This is a genomic window from Streptomyces sp. NPDC046308 (genome assembly GCF_055588065.1).
On sequence record NZ_JBVJFB010000002.1, the window covers coordinates 888,319 to 902,291 of the forward strand.

General features: G+C 72.7%; 13 protein-coding genes. 6 read left to right on the top strand and 7 right to left on the bottom strand.

Annotated features, from left to right (window positions below; genetic code table 11):
• Position 1: 1 nt before the first annotated feature.
• Genes ACZ6JT_RS11415 through ACZ6JT_RS11430 form a run of 4 tightly spaced genes read right to left on the bottom strand, consistent with a single transcriptional unit; the run spans position 2 to position 3,290 of the window.
• Positions 2-361: a TadE/TadG family type IV pilus assembly protein gene (locus ACZ6JT_RS11415; RefSeq protein ID WP_469209202.1), complete on the bottom strand. Its 360-nt coding sequence runs from the start codon at positions 359-361 to the stop codon at positions 2-4.
• A 3-nt stretch (positions 362-364) separates the two neighbouring features.
• Positions 365-1,636 (bottom strand): AAA family ATPase, encoded by a 1,272-nt coding sequence (locus ACZ6JT_RS11420; protein ID WP_469209203.1) that lies wholly within the window; start codon positions 1,634-1,636, stop codon positions 365-367.
• Positions 1,637-1,646: 10 nt separating this feature from the next.
• Positions 1,647-2,351 (bottom strand): Flp pilus assembly protein CpaB, encoded by a 705-nt coding sequence (gene cpaB / locus ACZ6JT_RS11425; RefSeq protein ID WP_469209204.1) that lies wholly within the window; start codon positions 2,349-2,351, stop codon positions 1,647-1,649.
• A gap of 48 nt (positions 2,352-2,399) precedes the next feature.
• The gene (locus tag ACZ6JT_RS11430) at positions 2,400-3,290 is read right to left on the bottom strand and encodes a hypothetical protein (protein ID WP_469209205.1); all 891 of its coding nucleotides are present in this window, start codon (positions 3,288-3,290) and stop codon (positions 2,400-2,402) included.
• 373 nt (positions 3,291-3,663) lie between these two features.
• Between ACZ6JT_RS11430 and ACZ6JT_RS11435 the strand changes: the two genes are divergently transcribed.
• The gene (locus ACZ6JT_RS11435) at positions 3,664-5,364 is read left to right on the top strand and encodes a chitinase (protein ID WP_469209206.1); all 1,701 of its coding nucleotides are present in this window, start codon (positions 3,664-3,666) and stop codon (positions 5,362-5,364) included.
• Positions 5,365-5,488: 124 nt separating this feature from the next.
• Positions 5,489-6,820 (top strand): M14 family metallopeptidase, encoded by a 1,332-nt coding sequence (locus ACZ6JT_RS11440; protein ID WP_469209207.1) that lies wholly within the window; start codon positions 5,489-5,491, stop codon positions 6,818-6,820.
• Positions 6,821-6,883: 63 nt separating this feature from the next.
• On the opposite strand, the gene ACZ6JT_RS11445 is transcribed toward ACZ6JT_RS11440, so the two are convergent.
• Positions 6,884-7,312: a RidA family protein gene (locus ACZ6JT_RS11445; RefSeq protein WP_469209208.1), complete on the bottom strand. Its 429-nt coding sequence runs from the start codon at positions 7,310-7,312 to the stop codon at positions 6,884-6,886.
• Positions 7,309-8,061, bottom strand: coding sequence for an IclR family transcriptional regulator (locus ACZ6JT_RS11450; RefSeq protein WP_469209209.1), 753 nt, complete (start codon positions 8,059-8,061; stop codon positions 7,309-7,311). Before ACZ6JT_RS11450 ends, ACZ6JT_RS11445 begins: the two co-directional genes overlap by 4 nt.
• 173 nt (positions 8,062-8,234) lie before the next feature.
• On the opposite strand from ACZ6JT_RS11450, the gene ACZ6JT_RS11455 reads away from it, so the two are divergent.
• Genes ACZ6JT_RS11455 through ACZ6JT_RS11465 form a run of 3 tightly spaced genes read left to right on the top strand, consistent with a single transcriptional unit; the run spans position 8,235 to position 12,185 of the window.
• Complete coding sequence (locus ACZ6JT_RS11455) at positions 8,235-9,521, top strand: alanine racemase (protein WP_469209210.1); 1,287 nt, start codon at positions 8,235-8,237, stop codon at positions 9,519-9,521.
• Positions 9,522-9,531: 10 nt separating this feature from the next.
• The gene (locus ACZ6JT_RS11460; protein ID WP_469209211.1) at positions 9,532-11,145 is read left to right on the top strand and encodes an N-acyl-D-amino-acid deacylase family protein; all 1,614 of its coding nucleotides are present in this window, start codon (positions 9,532-9,534) and stop codon (positions 11,143-11,145) included.
• 23 nt (positions 11,146-11,168) lie between these two features.
• Positions 11,169-12,185, top strand: a complete 1,017-nt coding sequence (locus ACZ6JT_RS11465) for a YdcF family protein (RefSeq protein ID WP_469209212.1) — start codon at positions 11,169-11,171, stop codon at positions 12,183-12,185.
• 67 nt (positions 12,186-12,252) lie between these two features.
• Here the strand turns inward: ACZ6JT_RS11465 and ACZ6JT_RS11470 are convergent, their stop codons facing one another.
• Entirely contained in the window at positions 12,253-13,602 is a 1,350-nt protein-coding gene (locus ACZ6JT_RS11470; RefSeq protein ID WP_469209213.1) for a carbohydrate-binding protein, read from the bottom strand.
• Positions 13,603-13,787: 185 nt separating this feature from the next.
• Here ACZ6JT_RS11470 and ACZ6JT_RS11475 point away from each other — a divergent pair, with 185 nt between their 5' ends.
• Positions 13,788-13,973, top strand: a complete 186-nt coding sequence (locus ACZ6JT_RS11475) for a hypothetical protein (protein WP_365483091.1) — start codon at positions 13,788-13,790, stop codon at positions 13,971-13,973.

Genomic DNA, 13,973 nt, shown 5'->3' on the forward strand with positions numbered 1-13,973 from the left:
GTCACTTCGCCTCCTTCTCCAACGCCGCGCCGCCGGTGCCGTCGATCTCGCCGAAGTCGAGGCCCGGGAAGAGGACCGGGATCCCCAGGGTGACCTTCGCCTGGTAGATGTCCCCGGACTTTTCGCAGGACACCCGGAGGTTCCACGCGTCCCCGATGTGCTCCTTCGCCGCCGCCGCGCAGGCCGCGTCCCCCTTCACCGCCCCCGCCCGCGCCCCCTCGTCCGCCGCGTTGCCCGCCAGGGAGAACGCGTAGCCGATCAGTACGCACTCCCACACCGCCGCCACGAGCAGCAGGATCAGCGGGACCGTGCCGACGAACTCGATCGCCACCTGGCCCCGGTCCCCTCTCCGGGCGGGCATCCGTCAGCCCTCCCGGCCGCGGCGCAGGCGGGACACGGCGCCGGCGGCGCGTACGGCGACCGCCGCGCCCGGGGCGGCGGGGGTCGCGGCGGTGTCCGGGGCCGAGAGGAGGCCGAGTTCGCCGGCCAGCGTCCACAGCGCCTGCTTGACCGTCGAGCGGTTGTCGAGGTCCTGGACCCGGCCCGCGTCCACCACCGCCTGGAGTTCCTTGAAGGCGGCCGGGACCGGGGTGCGGGTGGCGCGGGTCTTGGTGATCTTCTCGATCAGTGCGGGCTGGATCTCCGTGTGCTTGCTCCAGCGGTTGACGACCATCGCCGTGTCCTCCGCCTTGCGCACCTGGAGGCGTTCCCACATCCGGACCATCCGCTTGGCCGCCCGTACCGCGACCACGTCCGGGGTGGTGACCAGCACCGCCACGTCCGCCATCTCCACCGCGGCGGCGTTCGCGCCGGTGACCTGGGTGCCGCAGTCGACGACGACGAGTTCGTAGCGGCTGCGCAGGGCCCCGACGATGTGCCGGGCGGCCCGGTCATCGACCTCCTCGCCCCGCTCCCCGTCGGCCGGGGCCAGCAGCAGCGCCAGGCCCGTGCGGTCGTCGTACACGGCGTCCTGGAGGACCCGCGGGGAGATGTCCTGGATCCCGGCGAGGTCGGCGATGGAGCGGCGGAACTGCACGTCGAGGTACGAGCCCACGTCGCCCGCCTGGAGGTCCATGTCGACCAGTGCCGTACGCCGCCCCGAGGCGGCCGCGGCCAGCGCGAACTGCACGGCGGTGAAGGTGGTGCCGACCCCGCCCTTGGCCCCGGTGACGGTGACCACGCGGCCGCCCGGCCCGGTGAAGACGTCGGCGGCCGAGCCCTTGCCGAGGTGGCGGCGTACGCCCACGGACCACTGGGCGGCGGCCTGGACGCGGGCGGCCAGTTCCTCGTAGGAGAGCGGGAGTCCGATCAGGCCGCGCGCGCCCGCGTCCATGGCGGCGGAGAAGAGCGCCGGGCCGACGTCGGAGGAGACCAGGACGACGCCCACCGCGGGGAAGCGCAGGGCGACTTCGCGGACCAGTTCCAGGGCGGGCACCGGGCCGATGCGCTCGTGGACGAGGACGACCTCGGGCAGTTCGTCGATGGAGTCGACGGCCATCCGGGCGAGGGTGTCCAGCAGCGAGGTCGAGTCGGGGACCGGTGGGGCCGGCTCCGCCGACGGGAGCTGGCTGAGGAGGGTGGAGAGGGCACGCGCGGCGTCCGGGTCGCCGACCGCGGGGAGGATTCGGGTGGTCATCCGTGCTGCCTCACTTGTCCCCGTCGAGGGTGTACGTACGGTCGCCCGGGGCGGGTGCCGAGTCGGTGCCGGGGGCCACCAGGGCCAGGCGCACGTGTTCCGCGAAGGACTCGGCGTACGCGACGCGCTGGGTGTCCTTGGTGTTCAGGGCGAAGGTGATCGGGACCGCCTCGGCGGGGCCCTTGCGGTCGCTGTCCCTGGCCTCGAGCGCGGTGAGCCGGCCGACGCCCAGGACGCGGGCGTTGGCGACGATGATCACCGACCGCGAGGGGTCGGTGTCCTTGGCGCCCTTGAAGGTGGCGATGATGTTGACCTTGGCACCGGAGGTGATCTTGCCGGCCACGCCCGTCGCCGCGTCGATCATGATGGCGATCTCCTGCTCGCCGGGCTGGAGCTGCGGACGGTCGACGAACATGTCCGCCTGGAGCAGCGAGCCCTTCTTCAGGGTGGTGAGGGCGATCTTGTCCTTGAGCGCGCCGAGGTCGGTGACGGCGGTCTCGGACAGCCAGCGCCTGGGGATCCGTACCTCCTCGAACTGCCCGGCGGCGAGCGGGCTGTACGGCGCTATGTCGCCCTTGGCGCGGTAGGCCACGACCTCGGCCCCGACCTTGGAGTTGACGTCGCCGATCACCACGAGGACTCCGGCGAAGGCCCCCAGGGCACACAGGACCGACAGGAGCAGCAGGATGACGCCGCGGCGCTGGCGTGAGTTCATCGGTCTTCCTACCTCGCCGTTCTTCGTTCGTTCGCAGGAGTCGGTCGGTCAGGGTCTGGATCGGGCGGTGCTCGCCGGCGGCGGTGGCGCGGCGGGCGCGGGCGTGAGCGGGGCGGCGCAGAAGCCGCAGCGGTCGCCGATGAGTTCGAGGCCGCACCAGCGGCACTGCTCGCGCCGGACCGAGGCGACCAGCTGGTAGAGCACGGACAGGTCCGGGATGCCGGCGGCGAACTCGACGAGCTTCTGGGTGCCCCACCAGCCGGGCGAGCCGGCCGGCAGCGGGTTCTCCATGACGCCCTGCACCTGCCAGGCGGGGGCGAGTTCGGCCGTGACCCAGTCGGAGGTGAGCTGGCCGCGGGCGAAGGTGAGCTGCGTGGCGAAGCCGGGGCCGGCGGGCACCGCGGCCGAGGGCTGCGCCCCGGCGGCCCCGAGCTTGGCCAGGTGCGGCGTCGGGTGGGCCAGTACGGCGAACTGCGCGCTCGGCGACCAGGACCTGGCGTGCGCCCCCAGCCCGACCGGGACCCGGACCCTGTCGAGCTTGGCGACCGAGCCCAGCAGGGCGCCCGCGTAGACGTAGTGGGACAGCAGTCGAGCCGCGGAGGCGATGATTCCGGGGCTGAAGTCGCAGACGCTGAGCTGGCGCAGCTGACGGACCAGCAGGGCGGTGCCCAGCGGGGGCAGATCGATGCCGAGGAGCGCGATCCGGTCGGTCTCCAGGATGGCGCGTACGGTGTGCAGCCGCTGGACGGTGGCGCGCGGGAGCCAGGGCGGCACGAGGGCCACGAGGTGGCCGTGCCGCTCCAGCAGTGCGCCGGTCTCGGCGAGCGCGCCCTCCAGGTCGAGCTGCTCGGGCGGGTGCAGCACGGCGGCCCCGGGCGTGTGCCGGTCAGGGGCCGGGAGTACCAGATCGGCGCTGGTGACAGCGATGGCGGTCGGCACGTGAATTCCCCCGTTCCCCCACGTTCACCCGTGTGCCACGGGCCCGTCGCGCGCCGGACGCGAAGACGCCGCGCGCGCACTCGCACTGCGCGACAGCAAACGATCGACGAGCTTCCCCCTTGCCTCAGCACCATATCCGCGTCACCCCAGGCGGGGCAGGGCCTTGCCGATTCCCGTCCGGCCGCCCTCTGTCACAGGTGGCGGGAAACCCGGACAACAGGGATCGACCCTTCGGTCATTTCAAGCCACATCGCAAAGACTCTTGACACGAGGATTGGTCTGGACCAACTTGGCAGCGCACGCCTTGAGTTCGGACCCACCCCACCCGGTCCTCCCCTCCCTTCACCACCTTCCTCCCCCCACCGGAGCCCACGTGAACCGCATACGCTCCCTCGCCCTCCCCCTCGCCGCCACCCTCGCCGCGGGCGGCCTGACGGCCCTGGCCACCGGTACCGCACAGGCCGCGGACGTCAACGTCGCCCGCAACGGCGGCTTCGAGTCGGGCCTCGCCAACTGGTCCTGCACCGGCGGAACCGGCGCCTCCGTCTCCTCGCCCGTGTACGCCGGAGCCGGCGCCCTCAAGGCCACCCCGGCCGGACAGGACAACGCCCGCTGTAGTCAGACCGTCACAGTCAAGCCGAACTCGACCTACACGCTCAGCACGCAGGTCCAGGGCAGCTACGTCTACCTCGGCGCGACCGGGACCGGCACCCAGGACGTGTCCACGTGGACCCCCGGATCGGGCGCCGGCTGGCAGAAGCTCTCCACCACCTTCAGCACCGGGCCGAGCACCACCCAGGTCACGGTCTACACGCACGGCTGGTACGGCCAGCCGGCCTACGTCGTGGACGAGTTCAGCGTCTTCGGACCGGACGGCGGCGGTGGCACGGACCCCGGCCCGAGCGTCCCGGGAGCCCCCGCGGGGACCGCCGTTTCCGGCCAGAGCGCGAGCGCCCTCACCCTTTCGTGGAACGCGGTCGGCGGGGCCGCCGGCTATTACGTGTATCAGGACGGCGTCCGCGTCCAGACCGTCACCTCCGGCACCTCCACCCAGATCACCGGGCTCGCCGCCGCGACCTCGTACTCCTTCCAGGTGAGCGCCTACAACGCCGCGGGCGAGGGCGCCAAGTCCGCTCCGGTCACCGGCACCACGACCGGCACCGGCCCCGGGCCGGGTCCCGGGCCGGCCGTCCCCCGGCACGCCCTGACCGGCTACTGGCAGAACTTCAACAACGGCGCGACCGTCCAGAGGATCTCCGACGTCTCCGCGCAGTACGACATCATCGCCGTCTCCTTCGCCGACGCGACCACCACGCCCGGCGCCATCACCTTCAACCTCGACTCGGCCGGCCTGGGCGGCTACACAGTCGCCCAGTTCAAGGCCGACATCGCCGCGAAGAAGGCGGCCGGCAAGTCGGTGATCCTCTCCGTCGGCGGCGAGAAGGGGACCATCTCGGTCAACGACTCCGCCTCCGCGAACAACCTCGCGAACTCCGCGTACGCCCTGATGCAGGAGTACGGCTTCACGGGCATCGACATCGACCTGGAGAACGGCCTCAACCCGACCTACATGACGCAGGCGCTGCGCGCGCTGTCCGCGAAGGCCGGCCCGTCGCTGGTCATCACCATGGCCCCGCAGACCATCGACATGCAGTCCACGCAGGGCGGCTACTTCAGGACGGCGCTGAACATCAAGGACATCCTCACCGTCGTCAACATGCAGTACTACAACAGCGGCTCGATGAACGGCTGCGACGGCAAGGTCTACTCCCAGGGCTCGGTGGACTTCCTCACCGCGCTCGCCTGCATCCAGCTGGAGGGCGGCCTCGACCCCTCCCAGGTGGGCATCGGCGTCCCGGCCTCGCCGAGCGGCGCGGGCAGCGGCTACGTCTCCCCGACCGTCGTCAACAACGCCCTGGACTGCCTGGCCAGGGGGACGAACTGCGGGTCCTTCAAGCCGTCGAAGACCTACCCGGGGCTGCGCGGTGCGATGACCTGGTCGACCAACTGGGACGCCAAGGCGGGTAGTGCTTGGTCGAACTCGGTGGGTCCCAAGGTCCACGGGCTCCCGTAGGCGGTACGTGTGGGGGTGGCCGGATCGGTTCGGCCCGCACGGCGGGTCCTTGACCGGAACATGCCATGAGAGCACGCTGTGCGCGTCCGCACGGCTACCCCCACACTCCCACCCAGGAGAACGCATGCGGCTCCATACCCGCCGGAGGGCCGCCGTCACGGCGGCCCTGCTGGCACTCGCGCTCGGCGCACCCGCCTACGGCATGAGCGCGACGGCATCGCCACCGCCCACCCCGTCCACCGCCACCCAGGACGAGGCCATCGTCCAGTACCGGATCCACGGCCCCTCCACCCCCGCCGACCGCACCGCCCTGCTCCGCACGGGCGTCTCGATCGACGAGGTGGACGACCACACGGTCGTGGTCAGCGCGGACACCATGCAGGCGAAGAACCTGCGCGCGCTCGGTTACCGGCTGACCGCGCTGCCCGGGCCGCCGGACCGCTCCCTTCCCGGCATCGCGGCCAGCCCGATGGACTTCCCCTCGGCCGACTCGAAGTACCACAACTACGCCGAGATGAACACGGAGATCGACCAGCGCATCGCCCAGTACCCGGGCATCATGAGCAAGCAGGTGATCGGGAAGTCGTACCAGGGCCGGGACCTCATCGCCATCAAGATCAGCGACAACGTCGCGACCGACGAGGCCGAGCCCGAGGTGCTCTTCACCCACCACCAGCACGCGCGTGAGCACCTGACGGTCGAGATGGCGCTCTACCTGCTCAAGGAGTTCGGCTCCAAGTACGGCACCGACTCCCGGGTCACCAACGCCGTCAACAGCCGCGAGATCTGGATCGTCCCGGACCTCAACCCGGACGGCGGCGAGTACGACATCGCCACCGGCTCGTACCGCTCCTGGCGCAAGAACCGCCAGCCCAACAGCGGATCCTCGTACATCGGCACGGACGAGAACCGGAACTGGAACTACAAGTGGGGCTGCTGCGGCGGCTCCAGCAGCAGCAAGAGCTCCGAGACCTACCGGGGCGCGGCCGCCGAGTCGGCGCCCGAGGTGAAGGTCGTCTCCGACTTCGTCCGCAGCCGGGTGATCGGCGGCAAGCAGCAGATCAAGGCCGCGATCGACTTCCACACGTACAGCGAACTGGTCCTGTGGCCCTTCGGCTGGACCTACAACGACACCGCCCCGGGCCTGACCGCCGACGACCTCGCCGTGTACAAGAAGATCGGCACGAGCATGGCGGCGAGCAACGGCTACACGCCGGAGCAGTCGAGCGACCTGTACATCACCGACGGCACGATCGACGACTGGCTGTGGGGCAACCAGAAGATCTTCGCCTACACCTTCGAGATGTACCCGGAGAGCGGCGGGGGCGGCTTCTACCCGCCGGACGAGGTGATCGACCGCGAGACCGCGCGGAACAAGGACGCCGTGCTCCAGCTGCTGGAGAACGCGGACTGCATGTACCGCTCGATCGGCAAGGAAGCGCAGTACTGCTCCTAGTACGCGCGTGAACGGGGCGCCCCGCCGCCAGGGGGGCGCCCCACCCGCGTGCCCGGCCGCGGCTCAGCCGAGGACGGCGAGGGCGTCGATCTCGACGAGCAGCCCCGCGGGCAGGCCCACGTAGACGGTGGTGCGGGCGGCGGGAGCCTCCTTCAGGCCCTGCTGCTCGAAGTAGGCGTCGTAGATGCCGTTCATCTCGGCGAAGTGCCCGGTGTCGGTGAGGTAGACGCGGATCATCATCACGTCGTCCCAGCTCGCGCCGCCCGCCTCCAGGACGGAGCGGACGTTCTCCAGCGTCTGGAGGGTCTGCTCGCGCAGCGTCGGCCCGGCGGGGGTGGGCGGCCGCCCGTCGACGTGCGGGAGGAAGCCGACCTGGCCGGCGACCTGGAGGATGTTCCCCTTGCGCACGCCGTGCGAGAACCTCGCGGGCGGAACGGTGTGGGTGTCGGGGGTGAGGGCGGTCTTCGCGGTGCCTGCGGTGTTCGCGGTCACGTTCTCTCCTGTGCTCCTGAGTAGTCCTGGCTGATGGCGACGGCGGTGCGGAGGACCTGCGGCAGCAGTGCGAGGAGCCCGTCGGCGGAGACGACCACGCCGGGCGCGGAGACGGACAGCGCGGCGACGACCCGCCCGTCCGGCCCGTGCACGGGCGCGCCGAGGCAGTTGAGGGACTCCTCGTGCCCGCCGAGGTCGGTGGCCCAGCCCTGCTCGCGCACGAGGTCCAGCTCGCGGAGGAAGGCGGCGGCGTCCGGGGTGGAGCGGGGGGTGTAGCGGGGGTACTCGATCCGCTCGGCGAGGGCCCGGCGCTCGGCCTCGGGCAGGTCGGCGAGGAGCAGCTTGGCGACGGCGGCGACGGTGAGGGGGACGGGCCTGCCGATGCGGGAGTACATGCGGACGGGGTAGCGGCTGTCGACCTTGTCGACGTACACGACCTCGTCGTCCTGGTGGAGGGCGAGGTGAACGGTGTGGCCGGTGGCCCGGTTGAGTTCGACGAGGTGGGGGTGCGCGATCTCCCGTACGTCGAGGTTCTCGACGGCCTCGGCGGCGAGCGCGAAGAGCCCGGCCCCCAGTCGGTAGCGGCCGTCGGGCTGGCGGTAGACGAAGCCGTGCTCGTCCAGCGTGCGCAGGAGGCGCAGGGCGGTGCTCTTGTGTACGCCGAGCTCGTCCGCGACCGCCCCCAGCGGGGCGGGGCCCTTCGCGAGCAGCGGCAGGATCCGCAGCGCCCGCTCCACCGACTGGCTCATCGCCCGTCCCCTTCCGTACGCGTCCAGACCCACCCGGCTCCGCCGGGCCCCGGGCTCCGCAGGGGGTGGCGCGGCCACGCGCGTTGACCCGCCGTCACCCGGGATGTTAGACAGCGTGCAGCGGCATACGCAACGACCGTTGCACACCACGCAACCCCCCGGGAGGCACCCGCATGGCCAGCGCCAGCGACCCCGTCCAGGACCTCGCCGACGAGCTCGTCGACCACCGGTTCAAGGGGCTCCCGCCGGACGCCCAGACGCAGGGCCTCACCGTCGGGCAGCTCGCCGCCCAGCGACGGGACCTCCACACCGGCGGCTTCACCACACCCGTCCTGACCCTCGACGCCGACGCGCTGGAGCACAACCTCGCCGCGCTCGGCGCCTACGCCGCCCGGCACGACCTCGCCTTCGCCCCGCACGGCAAGACCTGCATGGCCCCGCAGCTCTTCCGCCGCCAGCTGGACCACGGCGCGTGGGGCATCACCGCGGCCGTTCCCCACCAGGCGCGCGTCTACCGCGCCTTCGGCATCCAGCGGATCTTCCTCGCCAACGAGCTCGTCGATCCGGCCGCCCTGCGCTGGGTCGCGGGCGAGCTCGCCGCCGACCCCGACTTCCGCTTCGTCTGCTACGTCGACTCCGTGCGCGGGGTCCACCTCATGGACCGGGCCCTGCGCGACGCCCCGGCCGTCGTCGACGTCGTCGTCGAGCTCGGCGCGGGCGAGGGCGCCCGCACCGGTGCCCGTACCGAAGAGGACTGCCGCGCCGTCGCCGACGCGGTCGCCGCCACCGCCACCCTGCGGCTGGTCGGCACGGGCGGCTACGAGGCCGAGGTGCCCGACGCCGACCCGGAGCGCGTCCACGCGTACCTGCGCCGGCTCACCGCCCTGGCCGTCGAGTTCGACAAGGCGGGCCGGTTCGCCGCCGACCTGGAGGAGATCGTCGTCAGCGCGGGCGGCTCCGCCTGGTTCGACGCCGTCGCCGACGTCTTCGCCGAGCTCCCGGAGCTGTCCCGCCCCACCCTGAAGCTGCTCCGCTCCGGCGCGTACGTCTCCCACGACCACGGCTGGTACACCCGCCTCACCCCCTTCAACCGCCACCCCGAAGAGGGCGGCCTGCGCCCCGCGTTCCGGCTGTGGACCCAGGTCGTCTCCCGTCCCTCCCCCACCCAGGCCTTCGTCAACGCGGGCAAGCGGGACATCGCCTACGACCTGGGCCTGCCGGAGGCCGAGCTGGTCCGCGACGCCCTCACCGGCGTCGAACGCCCCGCCACCGGCATCCGCGTGGTCAAACTGTCCGACCAGCACGCCTGGCTGGAGACCGACTCGGCGGACGACGTGCAGGTCGGCGACTGGGTGGCGCTCGGCATGTCCCATCCCTGCACGATCTTCGAGAAGTGGCCGCTGATCCCGGTCGTGGAGGCGGACGGCTCCGTCACCGACTACGTCCGCACCTTCTTCTAGGAACGGACCGGTGGACCTGGTCATCCGGGGGGCCCGCGTCGTCGACGGCACGGGCGGGCCCTCGTACACCGCGGACGTCGGTGTCCACGAGGGCCGGATCGCCGAGATCGGCTCGCTCCCCGGGGGCCGCCGGACCCTCGACGCGCACGGCCTGGCCCTCGCGCCCGGCTTCGTCGACATGCACGCCCACAGCGACCTCGCCCTGCTCCGCGATCCGGACCACAGCGCGAAGGCCGCCCAGGGCGTGACCCTCGAAGTCCTCGGCCAGGACGGCCTGTCGTACGCGCCGGCCGACGACCGGACCCTGGGCGAGGTGCGGGCCGCCATCGCGGGGTGGAACGGCCCCGGGGACGACATCGACTTCGACTGGCGCACGGTCGGCGGCTACCTCGACCGCCTGGACCGCGGCTTCGGCGGCGAGGGCATCGCCGTGAACGCCGCCTACCTCGTCCCGCAGGGCACCGTCCGCGCCCACGCCCTCGGCTGGGAGGACCGCCCCGCTACCGCGGCCGAGCTGGACCGGATGCGCCGGCTCGTCGCCGACGGCCTCGCCGAGGGCGCCGTCGGCATGTCCTCCGGCCTCACCTACACCCCCGGCATGTACGCCTCCGGATCCGAACTGACCGAACTGTGCCGGGTGGTGGCGCGGTACGGCGGCTACTACTGCCCGCACCACCGCTCGTACGGCCACGGCGCGCTGGCCGCGTACGCCGAGATGGTCGCGCTGACCCGGGAGGCCGGCTGCGCCCTGCACCTGGCCCACGCCACCATGAACTTCGGCGAGAACGAGGGCCGCGCGCCCGAGCTGCTCGCCCTGCTCGACGCTGCCCTGGCCGAGGGCGCCGACATCACCCTCGACAGCTACCCGTACACCCCCGGCTGCACCACCCTCGTCGCGCTCCTGCCCGGTTGGGCGAACGAGGGCGGCCCGGAGGCGGTCCTGGCCCGCCTGCGCGACGGCGTCCAGGCCGGGCGGATCCGCCACGCGCTGGAGGTGGAGGGCGCGGACGGCTGTCACGGGGTCCCCGTCGACTGGTCGACGGTCGAGATCTCGGGCGTCGCCGATCCCGCCCTCGCCGGGTACGTCGGCACGCGCCTGGACGGCTGGGAGACCGCCCGCCGGCTGCTGCTGGACGACCGCCTCGCGCCGACCGTCCTCCAGCACGTCGGCCACGAGGAGAACGTCCGGGCGATCATGCGCCACCGTGTCCACACCGGCGGGTCCGACGGCATCCTCCAGGGTGCGAAACCGCACCCGCGCGCCTACGGCACCTTCCCGCACTACCTCGGCCGCTACGTCCGCGAACTCGGCCTGTTCTCCCTGGAGGAGTGCGTGGCCCACCTCGCCGGCCGCCCCGCGGCGCGCCTGCGCCTGCCCGACCGCGGCCTGGTCCGCGTGGGGTACCGCGCCGACCTCGTCCTCTTCGACCCCGGCACGGTCGCGGCCGGGTCCACGTACGAGCGGCCGCGGGTGCTGCCGACGGGCATCCCGCACGTCCTGATCGACGGGCGCTTCGTCCTGCGCGACGGGCGCCGGACGGACGTGCTGGCCGGGCGTTCCGTGCGCCGGACGGACGTGCCGGCCGGGCGTTCCGTGCGCCGGACCGCCCGCGATCTTCGGTAGACCGGACGCCTACGATGGGCGGCATGGTCGCCTTCGCCCTCGCCGCCCTGCTGTTCCTCGCGTTCTGCATAAGCGTCCGGCAGGACCGGCGCCGCTTCAGCAACGCCGTGCTCCTGGGACTGACCCTCCTCAGCGCCTGCTCCGCGCTGTTCCTCCAAGTGGGCAAGCTGCCCACCTGGGCGGCCGTCACGATCGCCGTGCTCGTCTTCGCCTCACCCGCGTTCGCCGTCGTGGCGCTGGGCGTCTTCCTCGTCCGCAACGGCGTGACCATGGTCCGCAAGGAGGGCCTGCGGCCGGCCAACCTGCTGTCGATGCTCGCGGGTCTCGCGATCTTCGCGCTGATCGCCCTGCTGGTCCTCGTGGGCGTGGTCGGCTCCCCCGTGCTGGGCGGCATCGCCGGAACGCTCACCGTGGTGGCCGGCTACGTCTCCTTCGTCTTCTTCTGCTTCCTCGGCTACGCCTTCCTCTACGGGCGGATCAAGGTGCGCGGCGACGTCGACCACGTCGTCATGCTGGGCTCGGGCCTGATCGGCGGGGACCGCGTGCCGCCGCTGCTGGCCTCGCGGCTGCGCAAGGGACAGCAGATCTACGAAGGCCAGCTGGCGCGGGGCGGCCGGCCGCCGGTGCTGATCGTCTCGGGCGGCAAGGGCTCGGACGAGAAGGTCTCGGAGGCCCGGGCGATGGCGGACTGGCTGATCGCGGAGGGCGTGCCGGCGGAGCACGTCGTGCTGGAGGACCGGTCCACCACGACCGAGGAGAACATGCGCTTCAGCCGGGAGCTCATGGAGGCGCACGATCCGGGCTACCGGTGCGTGGTGGTCACCAACAACTTCCACGCCTTCCGGGCGGCGATGCTGGCGCGCAAGACCGGCGTCAACGGTCAGGTGCTGGGTGCGCCCACCGCGAAGTACTACTGGCCGAGCGCCACCATCCGGGAGTTCGTCGCGGTCTTCTGGGAGCACCGGACGGTGAACCTCGCGATCTGCGGCCTGCTGACCGTGCTCGGCGCCCTCGGCACGCTGGCCGCGGTCCTCGTCTGACCCCGGGCACGCGGAGGTGCCGTGACTCCCCCCTTGGCAGCCACGGCACCGGCATGCTCCGCTTCTGCTACAGGCGCTGCCACAGCGCGGGGACGTTCGGCGGCTCCCAGCCGGGCTGCGCCTGGTGCCCCTGCAGGCAGCGGTAGCTCGCGCCGCCGTGGGTGACGGTGGCGCCGGCCGCGTAGACGGTGCCCGCCTTCCAGGTGCCGCCCGGCTCGGGCTCGCCGGGGCCGGGACCCGGGCCCGGGTCGCCGCCGGTGACCTTGAGGGTCAGTCCGTACGCCGACAGGATCGGGTTCAGCGGCTGGAAGAAGGTGGTCCCGCCGCCGGAGCAGTTGCCGGAGCCGCCCGAGGTGACGCCCTGGGCCTGGCTCCCGGAGATGTAGGAGCCCCCGGAGTCGCCCGGCTCGGCGCAGACCGTCGTACGGGTCACCCCGGAGATGGTGCCCTCGGGGTAGGTGACGCTGGTGCCGTGCTGCTGGATCGTGCCGCAGTGCCAGCCGGTGGTCGAGCCGGAACGGCACACCGAGGCCCCGACCGGCTGTAGCACCGAGCCCGTGACCTGCACGTTCGCACCTCCGCTGCCCTTCACGTACGGGGTGGAGGTCCACTGGGTGTTGGCGGCGACCCAGGCCATGTCGTTGCCGGGGAAGACCGAGGCCTGGAAGGAGCCCTGCGCGACCTGGTTGAAGCCGCTGGTGGTGGTGCCGGCGCGACCGCAGTGTCCGGCGGTGGCGAAGCCGTGCACGGTCCCCTTGGTGACCGGGAAGCCGACCGAGCAGCGGCCGCTGCCGTTCATGTAGTACGCGTCGCCGCCGCGCAGGTCGTAGAGCGGACGCGGGGCCTCGGCCGTACGGACCACCGTGACCAGGGCCGCGTCGGTCCCGGTGGCGGCCAGCAGCCGCGCGGCCGCGCCCGGCTCGGTCTCCTCGACGACCAGGGAGTTGGAACGCGGGTCCACGTACCGCACGGGCGTCGCGGCGGTGGCCGCCCGGTCCAGGGCCGCCTTGGCGGAGTCCAGGTCGGCCAGGGCGCGGGGGACGAGCCGCACCCGGGCTCCGGTGGCCCGTATCGCGGCGGTGTCGGCGGCGCGGGTGGTGGCGACGGTGAGGGTGGCGGCGTCGGCCCCGTCCACCCACGCCCCGGCGAAGGCCGCGCCGAGCCGGTCCCGCAGCCGGGCGGCGGTGGCCCCCGCCTCGGCCTCGTGCGCCAGTCGGGCCTTGGCCTGCGTGGGGGTCAGGCCGAGGTCGCGCTGCATGGCGGCGAGCAGCTCGGGCGGGGCGTCGGCGGTGCGCAGGGTCGTCGCCGCCGAGGGGGCGGCGGGGCCGGAGTCGGCGGTGGCGCCGCCCGTCCCGGCCAGCAGCAGCCCGGCGGCGGCCAGGGCGGTACACGCCGTGCGGGCGTGTCGCTTGAGCATGGGGGGTCTCCTCGGTTTCCGGTGGCGTCTGCGGAAACCGTAGAAATCCGAACCGGCTTGCGGGAGCTGCCGGTTGGCCCCTCCCCCGGTGCTATGCCCGCGGCGCCGAGGGCGTCGAGGTGGCGTTCATGGGCCGGGGGTCGGACCATGGGGCCAGGGGAAGGGGAAACCGTAGGAGGTACGCGATGGTCAGTGAACCCGACGAGCAGCCCACACGGTCGGACCGGCTCTTCACGGGCGGGGAACGGCCGTACGACCCCGAGGACCTCGTGATGGCGACCGGCCACGACCCGACTCCGGAGCGGGTCGCGAAGGCACGCGAGCTGATCGAGAAGGAGGGCCCGCAGGTCATCGAGCGCTACCTGCCGTAG

Bases quoted from the DNA above. Each gene is read 5' to 3' on its own strand.
- ACZ6JT_RS11465 (WP_469209212.1), top strand. From the start codon at position 11,169: ATGGTCGCCTTCGCCCTCGCCGCCCTGCTGTTCCTCGCGTTCTGCATA.
- ACZ6JT_RS11440 (WP_469209207.1), top strand. From the start codon at position 5,489: ATGCGGCTCCATACCCGCCGGAGGGCCGCCGTCACGGCGGCCCTGCTG.
- cpaB (WP_469209204.1), bottom strand. From the start codon at position 2,351: ATGAACTCACGCCAGCGCCGCGGCGTCATCCTGCTGCTCCTGTCGGTC.
- ACZ6JT_RS11415 (WP_469209202.1), bottom strand. From the start codon at position 361: ATGCCCGCCCGGAGAGGGGACCGGGGCCAGGTGGCGATCGAGTTCGTC.
- ACZ6JT_RS11420 (WP_469209203.1), bottom strand. From the start codon at position 1,636: ATGACCACCCGAATCCTCCCCGCGGTCGGCGACCCGGACGCCGCGCGT.
- ACZ6JT_RS11450 (WP_469209209.1), bottom strand. From the start codon at position 8,061: ATGAGCCAGTCGGTGGAGCGGGCGCTGCGGATCCTGCCGCTGCTCGCG.
- ACZ6JT_RS11470 (WP_469209213.1), bottom strand. From the start codon at position 13,602: ATGCTCAAGCGACACGCCCGCACGGCGTGTACCGCCCTGGCCGCCGCC.
- ACZ6JT_RS11475 (WP_365483091.1), top strand. From the start codon at position 13,788: ATGGTCAGTGAACCCGACGAGCAGCCCACACGGTCGGACCGGCTCTTC.
- ACZ6JT_RS11455 (WP_469209210.1), top strand. From the start codon at position 8,235: ATGGCCAGCGCCAGCGACCCCGTCCAGGACCTCGCCGACGAGCTCGTC.